The sequence below is a fragment of the Pseudomonas sp. OG7 genome, assembly GCF_014192825.1.
GTDB classification, from domain to species: Bacteria; Pseudomonadota; Gammaproteobacteria; order Pseudomonadales; family Pseudomonadaceae; genus Aquipseudomonas; species Aquipseudomonas monteilii.
Window position 1 is genome coordinate 235,308 of record NZ_JACHYK010000009.1, and the last position, 20,536, is coordinate 255,843.

Annotated in this window: 19 protein-coding genes; 7 read left to right on the forward strand and 12 right to left on the reverse strand. The window is 63.3% G+C overall.

Annotated features, from left to right (window positions below):
* Positions 1–49: 49 nt before the first annotated feature.
* From FHW75_RS22025 to FHW75_RS22055, 7 genes are all read right to left on the reverse strand, one after another.
* A complete protein-coding gene (locus FHW75_RS22025; protein ID WP_174244660.1) occupies positions 50–226 on the reverse strand; it encodes a hypothetical protein in 177 nt (58 codons plus the stop codon).
* Positions 223–1,335 carry a PepSY domain-containing protein gene (locus FHW75_RS22030; protein WP_019096914.1) on the reverse strand — a complete coding sequence of 371 codons (1,113 nt, stop codon included), beginning with the start codon at positions 1,333–1,335 and terminating at the stop codon, positions 223–225. The genes FHW75_RS22025 and FHW75_RS22030 overlap by 4 nt, the downstream gene beginning before the upstream one ends.
* 56 nt (positions 1,336–1,391) lie before the next feature.
* Positions 1,392–3,827, reverse strand: coding sequence for a TonB-dependent siderophore receptor (locus tag FHW75_RS22035; RefSeq protein WP_183674566.1), 2,436 nt, complete (start codon positions 3,825–3,827; stop codon positions 1,392–1,394).
* 108 nt (positions 3,828–3,935) lie between these two features.
* A complete protein-coding gene (locus tag FHW75_RS22040) occupies positions 3,936–4,892 on the reverse strand; it encodes a FecR domain-containing protein (RefSeq protein ID WP_183674569.1) in 957 nt (318 codons plus the stop codon).
* Entirely contained in the window at positions 4,889–5,407 is a 519-nt protein-coding gene (locus tag FHW75_RS22045) for an RNA polymerase sigma factor (protein WP_019097171.1), read from the reverse strand. The genes FHW75_RS22040 and FHW75_RS22045 overlap by 4 nt, the downstream gene beginning before the upstream one ends.
* A gap of 146 nt (positions 5,408–5,553) precedes the next feature.
* On the reverse strand, positions 5,554–6,264 hold the full coding sequence (locus FHW75_RS22050; protein WP_025754045.1) for a PolC-type DNA polymerase III: 711 nt from the start codon (positions 6,262–6,264) through the stop codon (positions 5,554–5,556).
* On the reverse strand, positions 6,261–8,198 hold the full coding sequence (locus tag FHW75_RS22055) for a DUF294 nucleotidyltransferase-like domain-containing protein (RefSeq protein WP_019097169.1): 1,938 nt from the start codon (positions 8,196–8,198) through the stop codon (positions 6,261–6,263). The genes FHW75_RS22050 and FHW75_RS22055 overlap by 4 nt, the downstream gene beginning before the upstream one ends.
* Positions 8,199–8,314: 116 nt before the next feature.
* On the opposite strand from FHW75_RS22055, the gene FHW75_RS22060 reads away from it, so the two are divergent.
* Positions 8,315–8,854, forward strand: coding sequence for a response regulator (locus FHW75_RS22060; protein WP_019097168.1), 540 nt, complete (start codon positions 8,315–8,317; stop codon positions 8,852–8,854).
* A 34-nt stretch (positions 8,855–8,888) separates the two neighbouring features.
* Here the strand turns inward: FHW75_RS22060 and FHW75_RS22065 are convergent, their stop codons facing one another.
* Positions 8,889–11,066, reverse strand: coding sequence for a malate synthase G (locus tag FHW75_RS22065; protein WP_016714557.1), 2,178 nt, complete (start codon positions 11,064–11,066; stop codon positions 8,889–8,891).
* 449 nt (positions 11,067–11,515) lie between these two features.
* Here FHW75_RS22065 and FHW75_RS22070 point away from each other — a divergent pair, with 449 nt between their 5' ends.
* Positions 11,516–12,034: a glycine cleavage system protein R gene (locus tag FHW75_RS22070; RefSeq protein ID WP_019097167.1), complete on the forward strand. Its 519-nt coding sequence runs from the start codon at positions 11,516–11,518 to the stop codon at positions 12,032–12,034.
* Positions 12,035–12,265: 231 nt separating this feature from the next.
* Here FHW75_RS22070 and rarD read toward each other — a convergent pair whose 3' ends face one another.
* The 4 genes from rarD to FHW75_RS22090 all read right to left on the reverse strand — a co-directional run bounded on the left by rarD (position 12,266) and on the right by FHW75_RS22090 (position 15,912).
* Positions 12,266–13,153 carry an EamA family transporter RarD gene (rarD, locus tag FHW75_RS22075; protein WP_016714559.1) on the reverse strand — a complete coding sequence of 296 codons (888 nt, stop codon included), beginning with the start codon at positions 13,151–13,153 and terminating at the stop codon, positions 12,266–12,268.
* 64 nt (positions 13,154–13,217) lie between these two features.
* Positions 13,218–14,192, reverse strand: a complete 975-nt coding sequence (locus FHW75_RS22080) for a serine/threonine protein kinase (protein WP_183674572.1) — start codon at positions 14,190–14,192, stop codon at positions 13,218–13,220.
* A gap of 164 nt (positions 14,193–14,356) precedes the next feature.
* Positions 14,357–15,121: a TOBE domain-containing protein gene (locus FHW75_RS22085; protein ID WP_183674575.1), complete on the reverse strand. Its 765-nt coding sequence runs from the start codon at positions 15,119–15,121 to the stop codon at positions 14,357–14,359.
* A gap of 59 nt (positions 15,122–15,180) precedes the next feature.
* On the reverse strand, positions 15,181–15,912 hold the full coding sequence (locus tag FHW75_RS22090; protein ID WP_025754042.1) for a ComF family protein: 732 nt from the start codon (positions 15,910–15,912) through the stop codon (positions 15,181–15,183).
* Positions 15,913–16,001: 89 nt separating this feature from the next.
* On the opposite strand from FHW75_RS22090, the gene bioB reads away from it, so the two are divergent.
* From bioB to bioD, 5 genes are read left to right on the forward strand one after another with little or no spacing between them, the layout of a single operon-like run.
* Positions 16,002–17,060 (forward strand): biotin synthase BioB, encoded by a 1,059-nt coding sequence (gene bioB, locus FHW75_RS22095; protein WP_016714563.1) that lies wholly within the window; start codon positions 16,002–16,004, stop codon positions 17,058–17,060.
* 1 nt (position 17,061) lies between these two features.
* Positions 17,062–18,234, forward strand: coding sequence for an 8-amino-7-oxononanoate synthase (bioF, locus tag FHW75_RS22100; protein ID WP_025754041.1), 1,173 nt, complete (start codon positions 17,062–17,064; stop codon positions 18,232–18,234).
* Positions 18,227–18,958, forward strand: coding sequence for an alpha/beta fold hydrolase (locus FHW75_RS22105; protein WP_019097161.1), 732 nt, complete (start codon positions 18,227–18,229; stop codon positions 18,956–18,958). The genes bioF and FHW75_RS22105 overlap by 8 nt, the downstream gene beginning before the upstream one ends.
* Positions 18,951–19,769 (forward strand): malonyl-ACP O-methyltransferase BioC, encoded by an 819-nt coding sequence (gene bioC / locus FHW75_RS22110; protein WP_019097160.1) that lies wholly within the window; start codon positions 18,951–18,953, stop codon positions 19,767–19,769. Before FHW75_RS22105 ends, bioC begins: the two co-directional genes overlap by 8 nt.
* Before the next feature lie 10 nt (positions 19,770–19,779).
* Positions 19,780–20,460 carry a dethiobiotin synthase gene (gene bioD, locus FHW75_RS22115; RefSeq protein ID WP_019097159.1) on the forward strand — a complete coding sequence of 227 codons (681 nt, stop codon included), beginning with the start codon at positions 19,780–19,782 and terminating at the stop codon, positions 20,458–20,460.
* Positions 20,461–20,536 lie beyond the last annotated feature (76 nt).

The following is a 20,536-nucleotide window of genomic DNA, read 5'->3' on the forward strand; positions in this document are numbered from 1 at the left end:
CGGACCATGCTGCGCCAGGGCGCCAGGATGGCGGTGTTAGCCGGCTACCTCAGCGGCGCCACAGGCCGCGTATCGAGAACCATGCCGGTAGGCCGAGCCCGAGCCAGGATAGCCCATCCCACCAGCCATCACCCAGCAAGGCGGCGAACAGCCCCAGGGCTCCCAGCAAGGCGATCAGCGCCGGCCAGGCAAAAATGCGCAAGGCGGGTTGCGACGAGTGGCTCATGCGCGTGCCTCCTTGGGTTTGCGTTGCTTGCCCCACCACAGGTACAGGCCGCTGCCGAGCACGATGATGGTCAGCACATCGAGCACCGCCCAGAGGAGTTGCATCGGGCGCCCGCCGTAATCGCCAAAATGCAAGGGTTGCGACAGGCCCATGGCGTCCATGTACCAGGGGCGTTCGCCGACCGCTGTAACTTCCAGGGTACGGGCATCGATCAACACGGGTGTGAACAGGTGCGAGCTTAGGTGCGTGGCACCGTTCATGAACACGGCATAGTGGTGTTCACTGGAAAAGCGTGTGCCGGGGAAGGCGATGAAGTCCGGGCGCATGCCGGGGGCAGCCTGTTCGGCAATCTCCAGCAGGCGTGTGGCGGGCGCGCGCTCGGTGAGCGGCGGGGCGTCGCGGTAAGGCGCCACCATGGCGGCCAGGCTGTCGTTGCGCCAGGCGGCGATGACCAGGTCGGACAGGGCGCTGATTACGCCGGTCACGCCTACCGTGAGTGCCCAGGCCAGGGTTACCACGCCGATCAGGTTATGCAGGTCGAGCCAGCGCAGGCGACGGGATTTTTCGTGGCGTACCGTGCCGAAGTCCAGACGGCGCATGAACGGCGCATAGAGCACGGTGCCGGAGACGATTGCGAGGATGAACAGTACGCCCATGAAGGCTAGCAGCAGCTTGCCGGGCAGGCCGGCGAACATGTCCACATGCAGGCGCAGCATCACCATCATGAAACCGCCATTGGCGGCCGGCATGGCCACGGCTTCGCCGGTGCGGGCGTCGAGCATGAAGGTGTGCGACAAGTTGGGGTCGGTGCCAGCAGTGGCGGCGGTGATGGCGACCACGCCATTGGGTTCGTCTTTGTCGTAGCCGAAGTACTGCATGACCTCGCCGGGGCGGTGCTGCTCCGCTTTCAGTACAAGCTGTTGCAGGTCGAGGTGTGGGGTACCTGCGGGCATTTCACGCAATTGCGGGGCGTCGCCAAGCAGATGTTCGAGTTCGTGGTGGAAAATCAGCGGCAGACCGGTGAGCGCCAGCAACAGCAGGAACAGGGTGCAGACCAGGCTGCTCCAGGTGTGGATCACGGACCAGCGGCGGATGGTCGGGCTTTTCATCACGGTACCGTTTTTTGTCTGTTGGAACAGGGGGCCGCAAAGCGGCCCCCGTTCACTCAGAACTTGTAATTGACGCTGGCGACCACGTTGCGTTCGTCGCCGTAGTAGCAGTAGTACCCGTCGCACGTCGACAGGTAGTCCTTGTTGAACAGGTTTTTCGCATCTACGGCCACGGTGACACCTTTGAGTGTGCTGTTCAGGCGGCCCAGGTCGTAATGTACGGAGGCGTCGTACACAGTGTACGAGCCCACATGGCCCCAGTCGGTGTTCGTGGTGTTGCCGTAGGTGTCGCCCACATAGCGCACGCCAACGCCTACGCCAAAGCCGTCCAGCGCCCCGCTGTGCCAGGTGTAGTCGGCCCAGGCAGTGGCCTGGTTACGCGGAACCTGCGCCATGCGCTTGCCTTTCTCTTCACGGGTGCCTTTGGTGATTTCGCTGTCGTTGTAGGTGTAGGAGCCCACCAGCTTGAGGTTTTCGCTCACATCCGAAGTAGCCTCAAGCTCAAGGCCTTTCACGCGCACTTCGCCAACCTGGCGGGTGACGCCACCCTCGGTCACCGACATGTTCTGCTGCGTCAGGTCGAATACCGCTGCGGTGAACAGGCTTTTGCTGCCTGGCGGTTGGTATTTGATACCCAGCTCGTACTGCTTGCCTTCGGTCGGCTTGAATGCATCGGTGCTATTGACGGTTGACCCGGTAGCGGCCTGGAACGACTCGGCATAGGAGATGTATGGCGTCAGCCCGTTATCGAATACATAACTGAGCGCTGCGTTACCACTGAACTTCTTGTCGCGCTGGGTATTGGTGGCGTCGCCCTGATTGTGGAAGGTGGTGCCGGTATGCACCCAGTCCTCACGACCACCCAGGGTCAGGCGCCAGTTGTCCAAGGCCATCTGGTCTTGGGCGTACAGGCCGGTCTGCTGGGTTTTCTGATCGTAGTCGTACATGTCGAAGTACTGAACGTTCGAGAAATCCTGGCCGTATATCGGGTTATGGATATTGCTTGATGGCACGCCGGCCGAGCCCCAACGCCAGCGAGCGTTGCTGTCCGAGCGCTGATGGTCGAGGCCCAGCAGCAGGGTATGGGAGAGTTGGCCAGTCTGGAAGTCGGCCTGGAAGTTGTTATCCACTGCGAACTGGGAGATATCTTCTTCGACGATACCGGCAGTACGTTGCACGGTGCCATCGGCGCTGACGGCCTCGTCCGGTCCGGCTGGCCAGATCGAGCCACCGGCGGTAATGCCCTTGAAGTCCAGTTCGTTGCGCGCATAGCGCAGGTTCTGGCGGAACTGCCAGGTGTCATTCAGGCGGGTTTCGAACGCATAGCCGAGGTGGTAGTAGGTGCGGTCGTAGGACTCCCAATCTGGATCACCCAAGTTCTTGTGGTGAGAAATCTTGCCCGCCGGGCTGTCCAGCTTGGTGCCTTGCAGAGGCAAGAACTGGCCAGTAATACCCGTATCATCGCGGGTGTACTGGGAGATGAAGGTCAGCTTGGTGTCGTCGTTGATGTTCCAGGTCAGGCTGGGCGCGATGTTATAGCGCTTGTCCGGTATATGGTCGATCGGCGAGCCGCTGTCACGCACGGTACCGCTCACCCGGTACAGGAACTGGCCTGCATTGTCGAGCTTGCCGGTGCTGTCAAAATTGATCTGCTTGTGATTGTTGCTGCCAACCTGGGCTTCGATTTCATGGCTGCTTTCCAGTTGCGGCCGACGGCTGGTCATGTCCAGCAACCCGCCTGGCGGGGTCTGGCCGTACACTGATGAAGCCGGGCCGCGCAGCACGGCGATGCGCTCCAGGTTCCAGGGTTCGATTTTGGGGGTGGCGTAGTTCCCCTTGGGTAATGGCAGGCCATCGAGGAACTGGGTGGGCACAAAACCACGTACCAGCAACCAGTCGCTGCGCGAGTCGGAGCCGTAGCCGCTGCTCTGCACGCCTGCCGTATAGCGCAGGGCATCATTCAGGCTGAGTACTGGCCGATCTTCCATCTGCTGCCGGGTGATCACGGTTACCGAGCGGGGTAGTTCGGCGATGGCAGTGTCTGTCTTGGTGCCTGCTGCCGTGCGGGTTGCGGTGTAACCCTCAACCGCCCCCCAGGCGCTTTCATAATTGGCTGTAGCGTTGATCGCTGTTTCTGGTAACGCCAGTGTCCCTTCCGGCGTAGCCACCAGGCTGTAGCTGCCCACGCTGCTTTGTTGCAGTTGCAGGCCAGTGCCGCGCAAGGCGGCTTGCAGGGCACCTAGGCCGTCGTACTGGCCGGTCACCGGGGCCGAGGAGCGGCCGTTGACCAACGCCGGGTCGATGGCCAGGGCGATACCGGCCTGGCTGGCGATCTGGTTCAGGGTGGTGGCCAGCGGGGCGCTGGGCAGGTCATAGGCGCGCGCAGCGGATTGCTCGGCGGCGCACAGGACAGGGCTGGCCAATGGCGCGGCTACGGCGATGGCAAGGGCCATCAGGCTAGGGCGCAAGATACGATCAACAGCACGGGACATGCAGTGGCTCCTGGACGGATAAGTGCTAACTGCTTCCTTGCCGAGCGAGATTTGAAAAGTGACAGGGCTGATCTGAAAATTATCGAGCAGTATTTTTGGCTTTCGGCCTTACTTCCGTACCACGTTCACCCACCACTGGGTATGCCGCTCGATTTTCACAGGCAAAGCCGGCACCAGTGATGCCAGCGCCAGGTCGGTGTCGGTCAGTGGGAAGCTGCCGGTCACGCGCAGGTCGGCGACCTTGGCGTCCACCCCGAGGTGGCCACTGCGGTACTGGCCCAGCGCGGCCAGCAGGTCGCCCAGGCGCACGTTGTCGACCACCAGCATGCCCCGGGTCCAGGCATCGGCACCGGCGGGCACCGTGCCGATCTGGCCAAGGCCGTTGGCGTTCATCAACACTTGCTGGCCTTCACGCAGCACCTGCTCGTCGCCACTGTTATGCGGCATGGCCGCAACCGAGGCTTGCAGCACTTCCAGGCGCGTACCGTCGGCCTCGCGGCGTACCAGGAAGCGCGTGCCCAGTGGCCGCAGGCGACCATCGTCGGTGCGTACCAGCAGCGGACGCGGGTCCTGGTGGCCGGTTTCGACCGAAATTTCGCCTTGGTGCAGCACGATCACCCGTTGCTCGCCTGCGTAGTCGATATCCACGGCGGTGTGGGTGTTCAGGCTCAGCAATGTGCCGTCTTGCAGGCGCAAGGTACGCAACTCGCCAGTCGCGGTGCGCTGGTCGGCCAGCCAGTAGCTGGGTGCCAGCGACGGGGCGCCGACCCAGGCCAGCAGTGAACCGAGCAGGAACATCCCGGCCAGTCCGCCGCCAACCTTGCCGATTCGGCGCCGCATGCTGACGCGCGACTGCAGCAGGGCCTGGCGTGCCGGGCCGGCCGCCGCGCTGACGCGTTGGTCCATGGCGCCGAGCTGGCGCCAGGCCCGCGCGTGTTCTTCACTGGCGGCATGCCATCGCGTGAATTCGTTGCGTTCATCCGGTGTGCCGCTGGCGTCGCCGAGGCTGAGTTTCCAGGCGATGGCGGCTTCAAGTACCCGGGACGAAACCGGCGCGTTGCTCACGTCGGCTCCCCGTACAGGGCCACGTAGCACTGGCGCATGCCTTGGGCGATGTACTGGCGCACCCGCGATACCGAAACGCCCAGGCGCTCGGCGATCTCCGCATGGCCCATACCGTCCAGACGGTTGTGCAGGAACGCCGCGCGGGCCTTGCTCGACAGCTTGCCCAGCAGGCGGTCGATGGCCTTGAGGTCTTCGAGGATCAGGTGCTGCACTTCGGGCGAGGGCTGTTCGGCTTCCGGGATCAGCGCCAGCTCGGCCAGGTAGGCCTGTTCCAGCGCCGCACGGCGGAAGTGGTCGAACATCAGCCCCTTGGCCACGGCGGCGAGGAAAGCGCGGGGTTCGCGGGGGGTGTCCAGCTGCTCGCGGCCGAGCAGGCGCACGAAGGTGTCCTGGCTCAAGTCTTCGGCACGTTGGCGGCAGGCCATGCTGCGTTGCAGCCAGGCGAGCAGCCAGCCGCGATGGTCGCGGTACAGCGCACCGACCAGATCGGCGTGTGGGCTCTGTGCAGAAGACAAGCAGCGTCCCCCCGGAACGTATGCATTAACTAACGATAATTATTCGCGATTGTTGCAGAGGGGAGGGGGTGGGTGCAATGGACGCTTATCGGATTGCCATCATGGAAAAGGCTGATGGCCCAATCGCCGGCAAGGCCAATACAAATCTACAGACCGTGACTGTGCACGTTGCGCCTACGCCACCCACGCAACCGCTGCTCCAGCTGCAAAGGGCTGTCCAGCTGCTGGCGCCGGGCCTGGCTGAACAAAATCAGCGCCAGTTCAGCCGTAACCTGAGCATCGGCACTGGCATGGTGGCGCTCTTCCACCTGCAAGCCAAACCGCGCGACCCAGTCATCCAGCCCGGCCTCGCGCAGCACGGTGTCGGGGTTAAGCATCGGCGCCAGTTCGGCCACATCGAGGAACGGTGACTGCAAGCGGTAACCCAGGCTTTCCTTCAGCGCCCGCGCCAGCATGCGTTGGTCGAATGGCGCGTGAAACGCCAGTACCGGGCTGCTGCCAATGAAATCGAGCAAATCCAGCAAGGCCTCGGCCGGGTCGCAACCGGCGGCCAAGGCACTAGGGCCCAGGCCGTGAATCAGCACGCTGGCGTTGATTTTCTGCAAAGGCCTGTGCAGGGTACGTTCGAACTGTTGCGCAAAGTCGATGGCACCGTCCTCGATAGCCACCGCCCCGATCGACAACACCTGATCACGGTTGGGGTTAAGCCCGCTGGTTTCCAGATCCAGCACTACCCAGCGCTGCTCACGTAAACTGCACACACCCAGCGGTGCGGGCTTGGGCAGCCGGGCCAGGCGCTGACGCATGGCGTGGTCCAGCTCGGGCGCGCTGGGGCGCAGCCAGGCAAACAGGCTCATAGCTGATACCGCAAGGCCAGGCTGCTTTGCAGGCGTTGGGCCTGGCGCAGGGACTCGCGCAGGATGCGCCGGTCCAGGTGGTTGAGGCTGTCCGGGTCGAGCCGGTTGGAGTACGGCAGGTTGTCGCGGGTCTGGCGCTGATGCTGCTGCATGCGGGTCTGCTGGATGAAGTGATAAGCCTCTTCATAGGCAGCGCCGTCCAGTGGCTCGATCACGCCATTGGCCACCAGTTGGCGCAGGCGCTCCAGGGTATTGCAGGCGCCAATGCCATTGGCCAGGGCCAGCAAGCGTGCGCCATCGACGAAGGGCGTCAGGCCCTGGACCTTGAGGTCGAGGGTGGCGGCCTTGTCGTTGCCCTGGCGGGTCAGCACGAATTCGCGCAGGCGGCCTACCGGTGGGCGCTGGCGCAGGGCGTTGTCGGCCAGCATGCGCTGGAAGAGGCGGTTGTCGGCTATTTGCTCCAGCAGGCGCTGGCGCAACTGCTCGCAGCCTTGCTCGTCGCCCCACACCACGCGCAGGTCGAAATAGATGCTGGAGCCCAGCAGGTTCTCCGGGCTGGCTTCGCGGACAAAACCGGCAAAGCGCCGTGCCCACTCGCTGCGCGACAGGCACAATTCAGGGTTGCCGGCCATGATGTTGCCCTTGCACAGGGTAAAGCCGCACTGTGCCAGGCACTGGTTGATGTACTGCGCCAGCGGCAGCAGGCGCGCACGGATGCTGTCGGCCTCGGCGCTGTCGGCGGCCTCGAAGAGGATGCCGTTGTCCTGGTCGGTGTGCAGGGTCTGCTCGCGCCGCCCTTCGCTGCCGAAGCACAGCCAACTGAATGGCACGCCCGGGTCGCCGCGCTCGGCCAATGCCAGCTCGATCACTCGGCACACGGTGTGGTCGTTGAGCAAGGTGATGATCTGGGTGATCTGCGTGGACGATGCGCCGTGGGCGAGCATGCGCTCGACCAGCTGGCTGATTTCACCGCGCAGCGAAACCAGGGTGTCCAGCCGAGGTGCATGGCGGATGGTACGCGCCAGGTGCACCAGGTCGACCCGTTGCAGTGAGAACAGGTCACGCTCGGAAACCACCCCGCACAGGCGTCGGTTTTCCACCAGGCACACGTGGGCGATATGCCGTTCGGTCATGGCCATGGCCGCGTCGAAGGCGCTGGCCTGGGGGCTGAGGTAGAACGGCTTGGCGGTCATGTGCCGCTCGATGGGGGCGCCCAGGTCCGCATCCATCGACGCCACCACCTGGCGCAGATCGCGCAGGGTGAAGATGCCGACAGGGTAGCGCTGCAGGTCGATCACCACGATGCTGCCGACCTGCTGTTCGTGCATCAGCCGCACGGCATCGCGCAACGGTGTATCGGCGCTGCACACCACCGGGTGACGCATGGCCAGCTCACCCAGCGGGGTGTTCAGTGAGTACTGGGTCCCGAGGGTTTCCACCGCGCGCTGGCGAACCTGTTGGTTGACCTGGTCGAGCAGGCTGCTGACCCCACGCAAGGCAAAATCCCGAAACACTTCAGACATCGAGAACACGCGGATGAACGCGGCTTTGTTCAACTGCAGGCAGAAGGTGTCTTCACCGGCCAGGTGCTCGGTGCGGGTCGCCCGTTCGCCCAGCAGTGCGGCCAGCGGGAAGCATTCGCCACTGGTAATTTCGAAGGTGGTCTCAACGCCCGGTTTGACCAGGTGCTGGCGCTCGCCAACCACTCGCCCCTGCTTGACGATGTAGAAGTGCTCCACCGGCCCGTCGGCAGGTTTGACGATGCTTTCGCCGCTGGCATAGAAGCGCAGCTGGCACTGTTCCACCAGGAAGGCCAGGTGGCTGTGCTCCATCTGGTTGAACGGCGGGAAGCGCTGCAGGAACTGCAGGGTGCCCTGGATGTTCTGCAGCACTGCCGTCCTGCCCGCCTGGCTGTAGGCGTCCTTTTTGCTCATGAAACTGACCGTATCGCTATGCCGAACTATATATATCTATATATAGGTGCCGGCCCTGTTGTTCTCTGCCTCCATGGTCGGCTTGCGGCGGGGTGGTGCCCATTGGACGTAAGTCTATGAGCACTCCTGTCAAAGACCCGACGAAAGGCGCACCGGGTTACGCAAGTAAAGTGGTCCTACTGCTGAAGCGGAATTTTTTTGACGAGATGACCATGCCTGAGCAAACCGACATCCTGAGCGACGCCGAGCGCGAGGCATTGGCCGTGGTGAGTGCGCCTGTGGCGCCCAGGCCATTGGTGCTGGTGGTGGATGACAACGCGGTGAACAGGGAGGCATTGATCCTCTACCTGAAAAGCCGTGGGATTGATGCGGTGGGTGCGGACGGGGCCGAGGAGGCCAGGCTATACCTGCATTATCAGCAGCGTATCAGCTTGATGATTACGGATTTGCGCATGCAGCCTGAGGATGGCCTGGACTTGATACGGACCATTCGCGAGTCGGAGCGGGCGGCGTTGTCGATCATCGTGGTGTCGGGCGACACCGATGTGAAAGAGGCGGTAGACGTGATGCACCTGGGGGTGGTGGATTTCCTGCTCAAGCCGGTGGACCTGGGCAAGCTGCTGGAGCTAGTGAAGAAAGAACTGAAACTAGAGTGATACGGAAAGGGGCCGCCAAGCGGCCCCTTACGATTTACAGCCCGTTACGCGCCTTGAACTCACGGCGACGACGGTGCAGCACCGGCTCGGTGTAGCCGTTCGGCTGCTTGCCACCTTCCACCACCAGCTCGACAGCGGCCTGGAACGCGACGTTGTCGTCGAAGTTCGGCGCCATCGGGCGGTACAGGGCGTCGCCGGCGTTCTGCTGGTCAACCACCACGGCCATGCGCTTGAGGCTTTCCAGCACTTGCTCCTGGCTGACTACGCCATGGCGCAGCCAGTTGGCCAGCAACTGGGCCGAAATACGCAGGGTGGCGCGGTCTTCCATCAGGCCGACGTTGTTGATGTCCGGCACCTTCGAGCAACCCACGCCCTGGTCGATCCAGCGCACCACGTAGCCGAGGATGCCCTGGGCGTTGTTGTCCAGCTCGTTGCGGATTTCTTCGGCAGACCAGTTGGTATCGGCAGCCAGCGGGATTGCCAGGATGTCGTCTACCGACGCTGGGGTGCGCGAAGCCAGTTCACGCTGGCGCGCCTGTACGTCCACCTTGTGGTAGTGCAGGGCGTGCAGGGTGGCGGCAGTCGGCGACGGCACCCAGGCGGTGTTGGCACCGGCCAGCGGGTGGGCGATTTTTTGCTCCAGCATGGCAGCCATCAGGTCGGGCATGGCCCACATGCCTTTGCCGATTTGCGCACGGCCTTGCAGGCCGGTGGCCAGGCCAACGTCGACGTTGTTGTTTTCGTAGGCGCCGATCCACTTCTCGTTCTTCATGGCGCCCTTGCGCACCACGGCGCCGGCTTCCATCGAGGTGTGGATTTCATCGCCCGTGCGGTCGAGGAAACCGGTGTTGATGAACGCCACGCGCTCGGCGGCTGCCTTGATGCAGGACTTGAGGTTGACCGTGGTACGGCGCTCTTCGTCCATGATGCCGACCTTGACGGTGTTGCGCGGCATGCCCAGCAGGTCTTCGACCTGGCTGAAGATCTCGGCGGCGAACGCCACTTCTTCCGGCCCGTGCATCTTCGGCTTCACGATGTACACGCTGCCGCTGCGGGTGTTCTTGCGGGTGGTGTTGCCGTTGAGGTTGTGCAGGGCGATCAGGTTGGTGAACAGGCCGTCCTGAATACCTTCAGGAATTTCGTTGCCTTGGGCATCGAGAATCGCCGGGTTGGTCATCAGGTGGCCAACGTTACGCACGAACAGCAGCGAACGGCCATGCAGGGTCACGCTGCCGCCGTTTGGCGCGGCGTACTCGCGGTCCGGGTTCATGGTGCGGGTGAAGGTTTTGCCACCCTTGCTCACGCTTTCGGCCAGGTCGCCTTTCATCAGGCCCAGCCAGTTGCGGTAGACGATCACCTTGTCGTCGGCATCGACGGCGGCAACCGAGTCTTCGCAGTCCATGATGGTGGTCAGTGCCGATTCCATCAGGATGTCTTTCACACCCGCAGCGTCGGTGCTGCCAACCGGGGTGCTGGCATCGACCTGGATTTCGAAGTGCAGGCCGTTGTGCTTGAGCAGCACGGCAGTCGGCGCGGCGGCATCGCCGTGGAAGCCGATCAGTTGCGCGTCATCACGCAGGCCGCTGTTGCTGCCGCCTTTGAGGGCCACAACCAGTTTGCCGCCTTCGATGCGGTAGCCGGTGGAGTCGACGTGCGAGCCGGCGGCCAGCGGCGCGGCTTCGTCGAGGAAGGCGCGGGCAAAGGCGATGACCTTGTCGCCACGAACCTTGTTGTAACCCTGGCCTTTTTCGGCGCCGCCTTCATCGCTGATGGCGTCGGTGCCGTACAGGGCGTCGTACAGCGAACCCCAACGGGCGTTGGCGGCGTTGAGGGCGAAGCGGGCGTTCATCACCGGAACGACCAGCTGTGGGCCAGCCATGTGGGCGATTTCTTCGTCCACGTTCTGGGTGGTGGCCTGGAAATCGTCGGCTTGTGGCAGCAGGTAGCCGATTTCCTGGAGGAATGCTTTGTAGGCTACGGCGTCGTGGGCCTGGCCTTTGCGTGCCTGGTGCCAGGCGTCGATCTTGGCTTGCAGCTCGTCGCGCTTGGCGAGCAGGGCTTTGTTCTTTGGAGCGAGGTCATTGATGATCTTCTCTGCACCCGCCCAGAACTGCTCGGCGACGATGCCGGTCCCGGGGATGGCTTCGTTGTTCACGAAGTCGTACAGGACCTTGGCGACCTGAAGGCCACCGACTTGAACGTATCCAGTCATTGCTTGCCTCACTCTGCTCAGCTATTTCGCTCTTCTGTATTAAGCCTGTAGCGCTTCTCTAAACACGGCACCAGTGCATGCCCCCGGGTTGCGCCGGACGCGGCTGGGTGCGGCCTTCCAGACTGGCTGGCGGGCAGTGTGCGTATTTTCACAGGCGCCTTGGCAGACATCCAAACGACGTTTTGTAGTCCGCGCCACGGGATACTACATGAAGCAGTAGGCGGGGCAAAATCAGACTAAAAGCGCCGTTATGCGACCCGTTGGTCGCGTATGGTCACGCTGGGAGTGGGTATGTTCGCAAAAAACAGGTGGATTGTTCCAGATAAATCTTGAAACAGTACACGATTGGTCGTGCGGATTGCCCTGCGGCAGGTTGCCGCGCCTTGCCTATACTGAGTCGATCCCCCGATTTTCTGCCGCCCGGCGCGGTCCGACACGAGGAAGGGCTTGTGGATCATCTTGTACTGACGGTAATTGCCCCTGACAAGGCCGGCCAGGTCGAACGTATTGCCCAATGCATCGCCGACCACAGTGGCAACTGGCTGGAAAGCCGCATGTCGCGTATGGCCGGGCAGTTTGCCGGCATCCTGCGGGTGGCGGTGCCGGCTGAAAACTACGATGAGCTGGTGGCGTCGCTGCAGGGGTTGGTCAGGTATGACATTCGGGTGCTGATTGCCGAGAGCGGGATTGAGCCTTCTTGCACATGGAAACCGATTGCCATGGAACTGGTGGGTAACGACCGGCCAGGGATCGTGCGCGACATTACTCGTTTGCTGGCTGAGTTGCAGGTGAACGTCGAGCGGTTTTCCACAGAGGTGCGGCCTGCACCGATGAGCAGCGAGCCGCTGTTTCATGCCGATGCGCTGCTGGCGCTGCCGTTGACCTTGCCGCTGGATGTGCTGCAGCACAAGCTGGAGAGCCTGGCGGATGACTTGATGGTGGAACTGCACTTGCGGGCCGAGGATTGATTCGAGACTGGCCCTTGCGGTTATCCCGATATCACGGGGAAGGCCCTGTGGATAACCTGGGGGTTCCCCTCTCCAGCCCAGGCCGCGCGTGCCTTGCACAGCTTTGATCAAAAAACACCCAAAAATCAGCACCTTGTGCACAAAGCACGGGGACGAGGGTGTGGATAACCTTTGGAGATGTCTCTGCAGGCCACGCATCACCTGGCCTGCAGAGATTTGATCGTTTTTTGATCAGCTGCGCTTGCGCAAACTTAACCAGGCGTCGACGCTGTAAATGGCCAAACCTGCCCAGATGAACATGAACGCCACCAGGTTGCTCGACGACAGGTGCTCATCGAACAGCAGCACTGCTTGCAGCAACACCAGCGTGGGTGCCAGGTATTGCAGGAAGCCCAGCGTGGTATACGGCAGGTGCCGCGCCGCTGCGTTGAAGCACACCAACGGTATCAGCGTCACCGGCCCGGCAGCCATCAGCCACAGCGCCTCGCTGCTGGTATAGAACGCCGCTTGGGCACTCATCGCCGCCGGGTGCAGCAGCAGCCAGCCAAGGGCCAGCGGCACCAGCATCCAGGTTTCCACTACCAGGCCCGGCAATGCCGCCACTGGCGCCTGTTTGCGAATCAGCCCATAGAAGCCGAAGCTCAGCGCCAGCACCAGCGACACCCAGGGCAGGCTACCCACTTGCCACACCTGCTGGGCCACGCCCACTGCGGCCATGCCCACCGCCAGCCACTGCAGGCGGCGCAGGCGTTCGCCAAGAATCAGCATGCCCAACAGCACATTGATCAGCGGGTTGATGTAGTAGCCCAGGCTGGCTTCGAGCATCCGGCCGTTGTTCACCGACCATACGTACGTCAGCCAGTTACCGGCGATCAGCGCACCGCTCAGGGCCAGGATGCCCAGCCGGCGCGGGTTGTCACGCAGTTCGCGCCACCAGCCGGGGTGCTTCCACACCAGTAGCAGCAGCGAGCCGAACAATGCCGACCAGAGTACCCGGTGGACAATAATCTCCACCGCCGGGACGCTCTGGATCGCCTTGAAGTACAGGGGGAACAGGCCCCAGATGATGTAGGCACTGAGGCCCAGTAGGTACCCGCGACGCGGGTTTGCGGCGTGCATGCAGAATCCTTGCTTAGGTAGCTAAATAAAGCGACGCCTATTGTAGACAGAGGCGGGCGTGCTTCTAGAACAATTTCAGCGGTGCTTCATCCAGTGCCGCCATTTGTTCGCGCAGGGCGAGAATCTGGTCGCCCCAGTAGCGGGGCTGGCCGAACCACGGAAAGCTTGGCGGGAACGCCGGGTCGTCCCAACGCCGTGCCAGCCAGGCGCTGTAATGCAGCTGGCGCAGGGCGCGCAGGGGTTCGATCAGGGCAAGCTCGCGCGGGTCGAAGTCGTGGAACTCGTTGTAGCCGTCGATCAGCTCGGCCAACTGCCCCAGGCGCTCTTCGCGGCTGCCGGCCAGCATCATCCACAGGTCCTGGACGGCCGGGCCCATGCGGCAGTCGTCCAGGTCGACCACATGGTAGACGTCGTCGCGGTGCATCAGGTTGCCGGGGTGCAGATCGCCATGCAGGCGGATCACATTGTGAGGGGTGCGTTCGTAGGCATCTTCGACCCGCTTGAGCAGGTCTCGGGCAACCGATTCGTAGGCAGGCAGCAGCTCTCGCGGTACGAAGTTGCCCTCCAGCAACGTGTTCAGTGACGCGTGGCCAAAGTTGTCCACCGCCAGCGCTTCTCGATGTTCGAACGGGCGTGTGGCACCGACCGCATGAAGCCGGCCGAGCAACTGACCAAGGCGGTAGAGCTGGTCGAGGTTGCCCGGCTCCGGGGCGTGGCCGCCGCGGCGAGGGAACAGGGTGAAGCGGAAGCCCTGGTGCTCGAACAAGGTGCGGCCGTCGTGCTGCATCGGCGCAACCACCGGCACTTCACAGTCGGCGAGCTCGGCGGTGAAGCTGTGTTCTTCAAGGATGGCCGCATCGCTCCAGCGGCCTGGGCGGTAGAACTTGGCGATCAGCGGCTGCGCGTCCTCGATGCCCACCTGATAGACGCGGTTCTCGTAGCTGTTCAGTGCCAGCACCCGTGCATCGCTGAGAAAGCCGATGCTTTCCACGGCGTCCAGGACCAGGTCGGGGGTGAGTGTGTCGAAGGGGTGGGACATGGTGACTCCGGAGGGTAAGCAGCGTGGGGCCATGGTAGCGCGTTCCGCCTGCGCCGGCCTCTTCGCGGCTATAGCCGCTCCCACAGGTTTTGTGCAAATGCCTCAGGCGGCGCAGTTTTTGTGGGAGCGGGCTCACCCGCGAACCGCGCTGAAGCGCGGCCAGGCTATGCAGGAACCCCGATCAGCACATAGGACGGATGAAACTGCGCCCGTACCGAACTACCAGCTGCCACCGATTGCCCGGCCAACCAATCCGCCTCGGCAATGGCGCACAGCGTCTGCCCGTTGCCCAGCGCCAGCCGGACCTCACCAGGCCCATCATCCTCGCTCAGCACGTCTTCCACCGTTGCGCTCAAGCAATTGCTGCCCGCTTCGACCTCTTCCCCCTCCGCCAACAACCGCACCCACCCAGCCTTGAGCAGCGCCACCACCATCGCCCCCAGTGTCAACTCCAGCCGCGCGGTACTGTCGTGCGTGATCAGCGCATCAATTTCCAGCCCACCGCCCAATGCCAGGCTGACACGGTCATACCGGCCTTCACGGCGCAGGCCGCTGACCTGGCCTTGCAGCTGGTTGCGTGCACTGGTGCGCAGCATCAGGCGGCCGAGCAGGTCGAGGTCGCTGGACTCTTCGGCGGCCTCGAGGATTTGCGCCTGCAAGGCCTGCAGCCGCTGATACAGGCGCAGCACCCGCTCGCCTTCCGGCGACAAACGCGCACCGCCACCGCCACGGCCACCTGTGCTGCGCTCCACCAAGGGCTGGCTGGCCAGGTTGTTGAGCTCATCAATGGCATCCCAGGCTGCCTTGTAGCTGATGCCCGCAGCCTTGGCGGCGCGGGTTATCGAGCCTTGCTCGGCAATGTGCTGCAGCAGCGCAATGCGCTGGGGGCGGCGGGCGATGTGCTGGGTAAGCAAAGTAGGCAGCGGCATGAGCATTGAGTCGTTGTAGGTGAAGGGCCTGAAGGTGGATTGTGTAGGACTGTGCAGTGTCATGCATACCCCGGCTTGGGCGTGCGCGCCAGGCAATACACATCCACACGCTGCGCGCCGGCCTTGCGCAGCACTTCGGCAATGGCCTGCACGGTGGCACTGGTGGTTACCACATCATCGACAATGGCGACATGCTTGCCTGTCAAATCGCCCGTGACCGCAAACGCCTGACGTAAATTGCGCTGCCGTGCCTTGGCGTCCAGCTGTTGTTGTGCAGGCGTCTCGCGCGTGCGCACCAATAACCGCTCGTCGCAAACCAGTCCAAGTTGCGAAGCCAACCAACGCCCAAGCATCCCCGCCTGGTTGAACCCTCGTTCGCGCAGTCGACGCCTGGCCAAGGGAACGGGCAACAGCAGGTCAGGGCGGGCTAACCCTTCGGCAAAGCGGTGCAGCAGCCCATGCCCCAGCAATTCAGCCATCAACCGCCCCAAGGGCCACTGTCGGTTGTGCTTGAAGCGGCTGACCAGCGTATCGACCGGAAAGCCGAATTGCCAAAGCGCAAACACCTGGTCGAAGGCCGGCAGGCGGCGACAGCACTGAGCGCAGGTCAGGCCCGCCATGGGCAGCGGCAGGGCGCAGCGCAGGCAATGATCACCTAGCCAAGGTAATTCCTGCTCGCAGGCAATACACAGGGGGTAGGCCTGCTCGGCAGGTTCATCACACAACAAACATGATTGATTAATAAATGAGCATTTGTAAACCAGTGTTTTCCAGTATGGTTGACAGTTCATAGGCCTTCCATGAGTATGCGAGCTATCCGTGATGCGCTGGCGGGCTTTCCTGTCCCGGCGCCAGCTACAGCCTAAACAAGGAAACGCCGATGAGCGCCAGCACAACTGCAACAACACGTCACGACTGGTCCCTGGCCGAGGTCAAGGCGCTGTTCCAGCAACCGTTCAATGACCTGTTGTTCCAGGCGCAGACCGTGCACCGCGCGCATTTCGACCCGAACCGCGTGCAGGTTTCGACCCTGCTGTCGATCAAGACCGGCGCCTGCCCGGAAGACTGCAAATATTGTCCGCAGTCCGGCCACTACAACACCGGGCTGGAAAAACAGAAGCTGATGGAAGTGCAGAAGGTGCTGGAAGAGGCCGCGCGCGCCAAAGCCATCGGCTCCACCCGTTTCTGCATGGGCGCGGCGTGGAAGCACCCGTCGGCCAAAGACATGCCCTATGTGCTGGAGATGGTCAAAGGTGTGAAGGCCATGGGCCTGGAAACCTGCATGACCCTCGGCAAACTCGACCAGGAGCAAACCGTGGCCTTGGCCCAGGCGGGCCTGGACTACTACAACCACAACCTCGACACCTCGCCGGAGTTCTACGGCAGCATCATCACCACCCGCACCTACAGCGAGCGCCTGCAAACCCTGGCCTACGTGCGAGATGCTGGTATGAAGATCTGCTCTGGCGGCATCCTGGGCATGGGGGAGTCGCTGGACGACCGCGCCGGCCTGCTGATCCAGTTGGCCAACCTGCCCGAGCACCCGGAGTCGGTGCCGATCAACATGCTGGTCAAGGTGGCCGGCACGCCGCTGGCCGAGGAAGAGGATGTGGACCCGTTCGACTTCATCCGCATGCTGGCCGTGGCCCGCTTGCTGATGCCCAAGTCGCACGTGCGCCTGTCCGCCGGCCGCGAGCAAATGAACGAGCAGATGCAGGCCTTGGCTTTCATGGCTGGCGCCAACTCGATCTTCTACGGCGAAAAACTGCTGACCACCGCCAACCCGCAGGCCGACAAGGACATGCAACTGTTCGCGCGCCTGGGTATCAAGCCCGAAGCGCGTGAAGAGCACGCCGACGAAGTGCACCAGGCGGCCATCGAGCAGGCGTTGGTCGAACAGCGCAGCAGCGAGATGTTCTACAACGCTGCATCGGCCTGACATGGCCTTCGACCTGGCGGCGCGCCTGGCCGAACGGCGCGCCGCAGACCTGTATCGGCAGCGGCCACTGCTGGAAAGCCCGCAGGGGCCGGAAGTGGTGGTCGACGGCCAGCGCTTGCTGGCTTTCTGCAGCAATGACTACCTGGGCCTGGCCAACCATCCTGAAGTGATCGCCGCCTGGCAGACCGGCGCCAAGCGCTGGGGTGTGGGCGGCGGCGCTTCGCACCTGGTGGTCGGCCACAGCACGCCGCACCATCAGGTTGAAGAGGCGTTGGCCGAACTGACCGGGCGCCCGCGTGCGCTGCTGTTCTCCACCGGCTACATGGCCAACCTGGGTGCTATCACCGCATTGGTGGGGCAGGGCGATACCGTGCTGCAGGACCGCTTGAATCACGCGTCCCTGTTGGATGGCGGGTTGCTCAGTGGCGCCCGCTTCAACCGCTACCTGCACAACGACCCGGCCAGCCTGGCCAGCCGCCTGGACAAGGCCGTCGGCAATACCCTGGTGGTGACCGATGGCGTGTTCAGCATGGACGGCGACCTGGCCGAACTGCCGGCACTGGCCGATGTCGCCCGGGCGCGTGGTGCCTGGCTGATGGTCGACGATGCCCATGGTCTGGGTACCTTGGGTACGCAGGGGGGCGGTATCGTCGAGCACTTCGGCCTGGGCGTGGAGGACGTGCCGGTGCTGATCGGCACGCTGGGTAAGGCCTGCGGTACTGCCGGTGCCTTTGTTGCCGGCAGCGAAGAGCTGATCGAAGCGCTGGTGCAATTCGCCCGCCCCTACATCTACACCACCAGCCAGCCACCTGCACTTGCCTGTGCCACGCTAAAGAGCCTGGAGTTGCTGCGCCGCGAAACCTGGCGGCGTGAGCATCTGACTGCGTTGATTCGCCAGTTCCGCGAAGGCGCGCAGCAGATCGGGCTGCAACTGATGGACAGCCCAACGCCGATCCAGCCCATCGTGATCGGCGACAGCGCACAGGCCCTGCGCCTGTCGCGCATGCTGCGCGAGCGCGGCTTGCTGGTGACTGCCATACGCCCACCCACCGTGCCGGCAGGCAGTGCGCGCCTGCGGGTGACCCTGAGCGCCGCGCACAGCAAAGCGCAGGTGCAGCTATTGTTGAATGCATTGGCCGAGTGTTATCCACAGTTGGAGAACGCCGATGCGTAATCGCCTTGTACTGCTGCCCGGCTGGGGCCTGGGCACTGCTTCACTGGAGCCGCTGGCCGCCAGCCTGCGCGCCCAGGACGCCCGCCTGCAGGTGGAGTTGATGCCCTTGCCGGAACTGGCCGACAGCGATGTTCAGGCCTGGGTCGACCACCTGGATCGCAAGCTGCCGAACGACGTGTGGCTGGGCGGCTGGTCGCTCGGCGGCATGCTGGCCAGCGCCTTGGCACACAAGCGCGGTGACCATTGCTGTGGCCTGCTGACCTTGGCCAGCAACCCTAGCTTCGTGGCCCGCCCGGACTGGCCCCATGGCATGGCCGAAGACACCTTCGGCACCTTCCTCGATGGCTGCCGCAGCCATACCCAGGTCACGCTCAAGCGCTTCCGCACGCTGTGCAGCGATGGCGCCCAGCAACCGCGCACGTTGCTGCGGCAACTGGGTGTCGGCGTGCCGGATACCGACCCGCTGTACCTGGCCACAGGCCTTGAAGTGCTGGCCAGGCTTGATACCCGTGAAGCCCTGCAGGCCTACGCCGGCCCGCAGTTGCACCTGTTTGCCGGTAGCGATGCACTGGTGCCGTCAGAGGCGGCAAAAGCGTTGAGCGAGTTGTTGCCCGATGTGGAAGTGGGCCTGGTCGAAGACAGTTCCCACGCATTCCTGCTGGAGTATCCGCAGGAGCTGGCGGCGGGCATCAAGAGTTTTCTGCATGAGAGTGGCGATGACTGACCTTTCCCGTCCGACTTTACCCGGCGCGCTGCCCGACAAGCGCCAGGTGGCCGCTTCGTTCTCCCGCGCTGCCGCCAGCTACGACAGCGTGGCAGCCTTGCAGCGCGCTGTAGGTTTAAGCCTGCTGGAGCAGTTGCCGACTGGCCTGCAGCCGTCGCGCTGGCTGGACCTGGGCAGCGGCACTGGCCATTTCAGCCGTATCCTGGCGCAGCGTTTTACCCTGGCCAGCGGCGTGGCGGTGGATATCGCCGAAGGCATGCTGCGCCATGCCCGTCATGAACAGGGTGGGGCGCAGTATCACGTGGCAGGTGATGCCGAGCGTTTACCGCTGCGTGACGGCAGTGTCGACCTGGTGTTTTCCAGCCTGGCTGTGCAGTGGTGCGGCCAGTTCGCCAGCGTGCTGGCAGAGGCCTCGCGTGTGCTGCGCCCCGGCGGTGTGCTGGCCTTCAGCAGCCTGTGCGTGGGCACCCTCGACGAGCTGCGGACCAGTTGGCAGGCAGTGGATGGCCTGGTGCATGTGAACCGCTTCCGCCGTTTTGAGGATTATCAGCGCCTGTGTGCTGGCAGCGGGCTGGAACAGCTTCAATTGCAGCGTTGCCCGCACGTGCTGCACTACCCGGATGTACGAAGCCTGACCCATGAACTCAAGGCGTTGGGGGCACACAACCTGAACCCCGGGCGACCTTCCGGGCTTACCGGTCGGGCGCGCATGCAGGGCCTGTTGCACGCCTATGAGGCATTTCGCCAGCCTGCGGGGCTGCCAGCCACCTATCAAGTGGTCTATGGTGTGTTGCGCAAGCCACAGGCGTAAGGGGAGCACGATGAGCCAGGCCTATTTCATCGCCGGTACCGATACCGATGTCGGCAAGACCACCATCGCCGCCGGGCTGTTGCATGCGGCGCGGTTGCAGGGCATGAGCACGCTGGGCGCCAAGCCGGTGGCCTCGGGCTGCACGATGACGCCGAAAGGGTTGCGCAACAGTGATGCCCAGGCGCTGATCGATGAAAGTACGATCAAGTTGCCGTATGAGCAGGTCAACCCGTTCGCCTTCGAGCCGGCGATTGCGCCGCATGTCGCGGCGCGCGAGGCGGGGGTGACGCTGGCCGTGCCGGCGCTGTTGGCAGCGATGCGCAATGTGCTGCAACAAAATGCCGATTTCACGTTGGTTGAAGGTGCGGGTGGCTGGCGTGTGCCGTTGTCGGGGTTGGAGAACCTTTCGGACCTTGCCGTTGCCCTTAAATTGCCAGTGATACTGGTTGTGGGCGTTCGCTTGGGTTGTATCAGCCATGCCTTGCTCAGCGCCGAGGCGATTGAGCGTGACGGGCTGCAGTTGGCCGGGTGGGTAGCGAACATCATCGAGCCGCGTACTTCGCGGCTGGAAGAAAACCTGGCCAGCCTGGCCGAGCGCCTGCCGGCGCCTTGCCTGGGGCGGGTACCCAAACTCAAGCAGGCCAGTGCCGATATGGTGGCTGAACACCTGCAACTGGATCTTCTGGATTAGTGGCTTCCTGGCCTGACGGTTTGGCGTGTAGGAATACCCAAGGCCTATCAGCTGGCACCAGGCCATTAGGGATTTA

Coding starts and splice junctions, on each gene's coding strand:
- bioD (WP_019097159.1), top strand. CDS start 19,780: ATGAGCCAGGCCTATTTCATCGCCGGTACCGATACCGATGTCGGCAAG.
- FHW75_RS22025 (WP_174244660.1), bottom strand. CDS start 226: ATGAGCCACTCGTCGCAACCCGCCTTGCGCATTTTTGCCTGGCCGGCG.
- FHW75_RS22030 (WP_019096914.1), bottom strand. CDS start 1,335: ATGAAAAGCCCGACCATCCGCCGCTGGTCCGTGATCCACACCTGGAGC.
- FHW75_RS22050 (WP_025754045.1), bottom strand. CDS start 6,264: ATGAGCCTGTTTGCCTGGCTGCGCCCCAGCGCGCCCGAGCTGGACCAC.
- bioF (WP_025754041.1), top strand. CDS start 17,062: ATGGCCTTCGACCTGGCGGCGCGCCTGGCCGAACGGCGCGCCGCAGAC.
- FHW75_RS22090 (WP_025754042.1), bottom strand. CDS start 15,912: ATGAACTGTCAACCATACTGGAAAACACTGGTTTACAAATGCTCATTT.
- FHW75_RS22035 (WP_183674566.1), bottom strand. CDS start 3,827: ATGTCCCGTGCTGTTGATCGTATCTTGCGCCCTAGCCTGATGGCCCTT.
- FHW75_RS22085 (WP_183674575.1), bottom strand. CDS start 15,121: ATGCCGCTGCCTACTTTGCTTACCCAGCACATCGCCCGCCGCCCCCAG.
- bioB (WP_016714563.1), top strand. CDS start 16,002: ATGAGCGCCAGCACAACTGCAACAACACGTCACGACTGGTCCCTGGCC.
- FHW75_RS22105 (WP_019097161.1), top strand. CDS start 18,227: ATGCGTAATCGCCTTGTACTGCTGCCCGGCTGGGGCCTGGGCACTGCT.
- bioC (WP_019097160.1), top strand. CDS start 18,951: ATGACTGACCTTTCCCGTCCGACTTTACCCGGCGCGCTGCCCGACAAG.
- FHW75_RS22055 (WP_019097169.1), bottom strand. CDS start 8,198: ATGAGCAAAAAGGACGCCTACAGCCAGGCGGGCAGGACGGCAGTGCTG.
- FHW75_RS22060 (WP_019097168.1), top strand. CDS start 8,315: ATGAGCACTCCTGTCAAAGACCCGACGAAAGGCGCACCGGGTTACGCA.
- FHW75_RS22065 (WP_016714557.1), bottom strand. CDS start 11,066: ATGACTGGATACGTTCAAGTCGGTGGCCTTCAGGTCGCCAAGGTCCTG.
- rarD (WP_016714559.1), bottom strand. CDS start 13,153: ATGCACGCCGCAAACCCGCGTCGCGGGTACCTACTGGGCCTCAGTGCC.
- FHW75_RS22080 (WP_183674572.1), bottom strand. CDS start 14,192: ATGTCCCACCCCTTCGACACACTCACCCCCGACCTGGTCCTGGACGCC.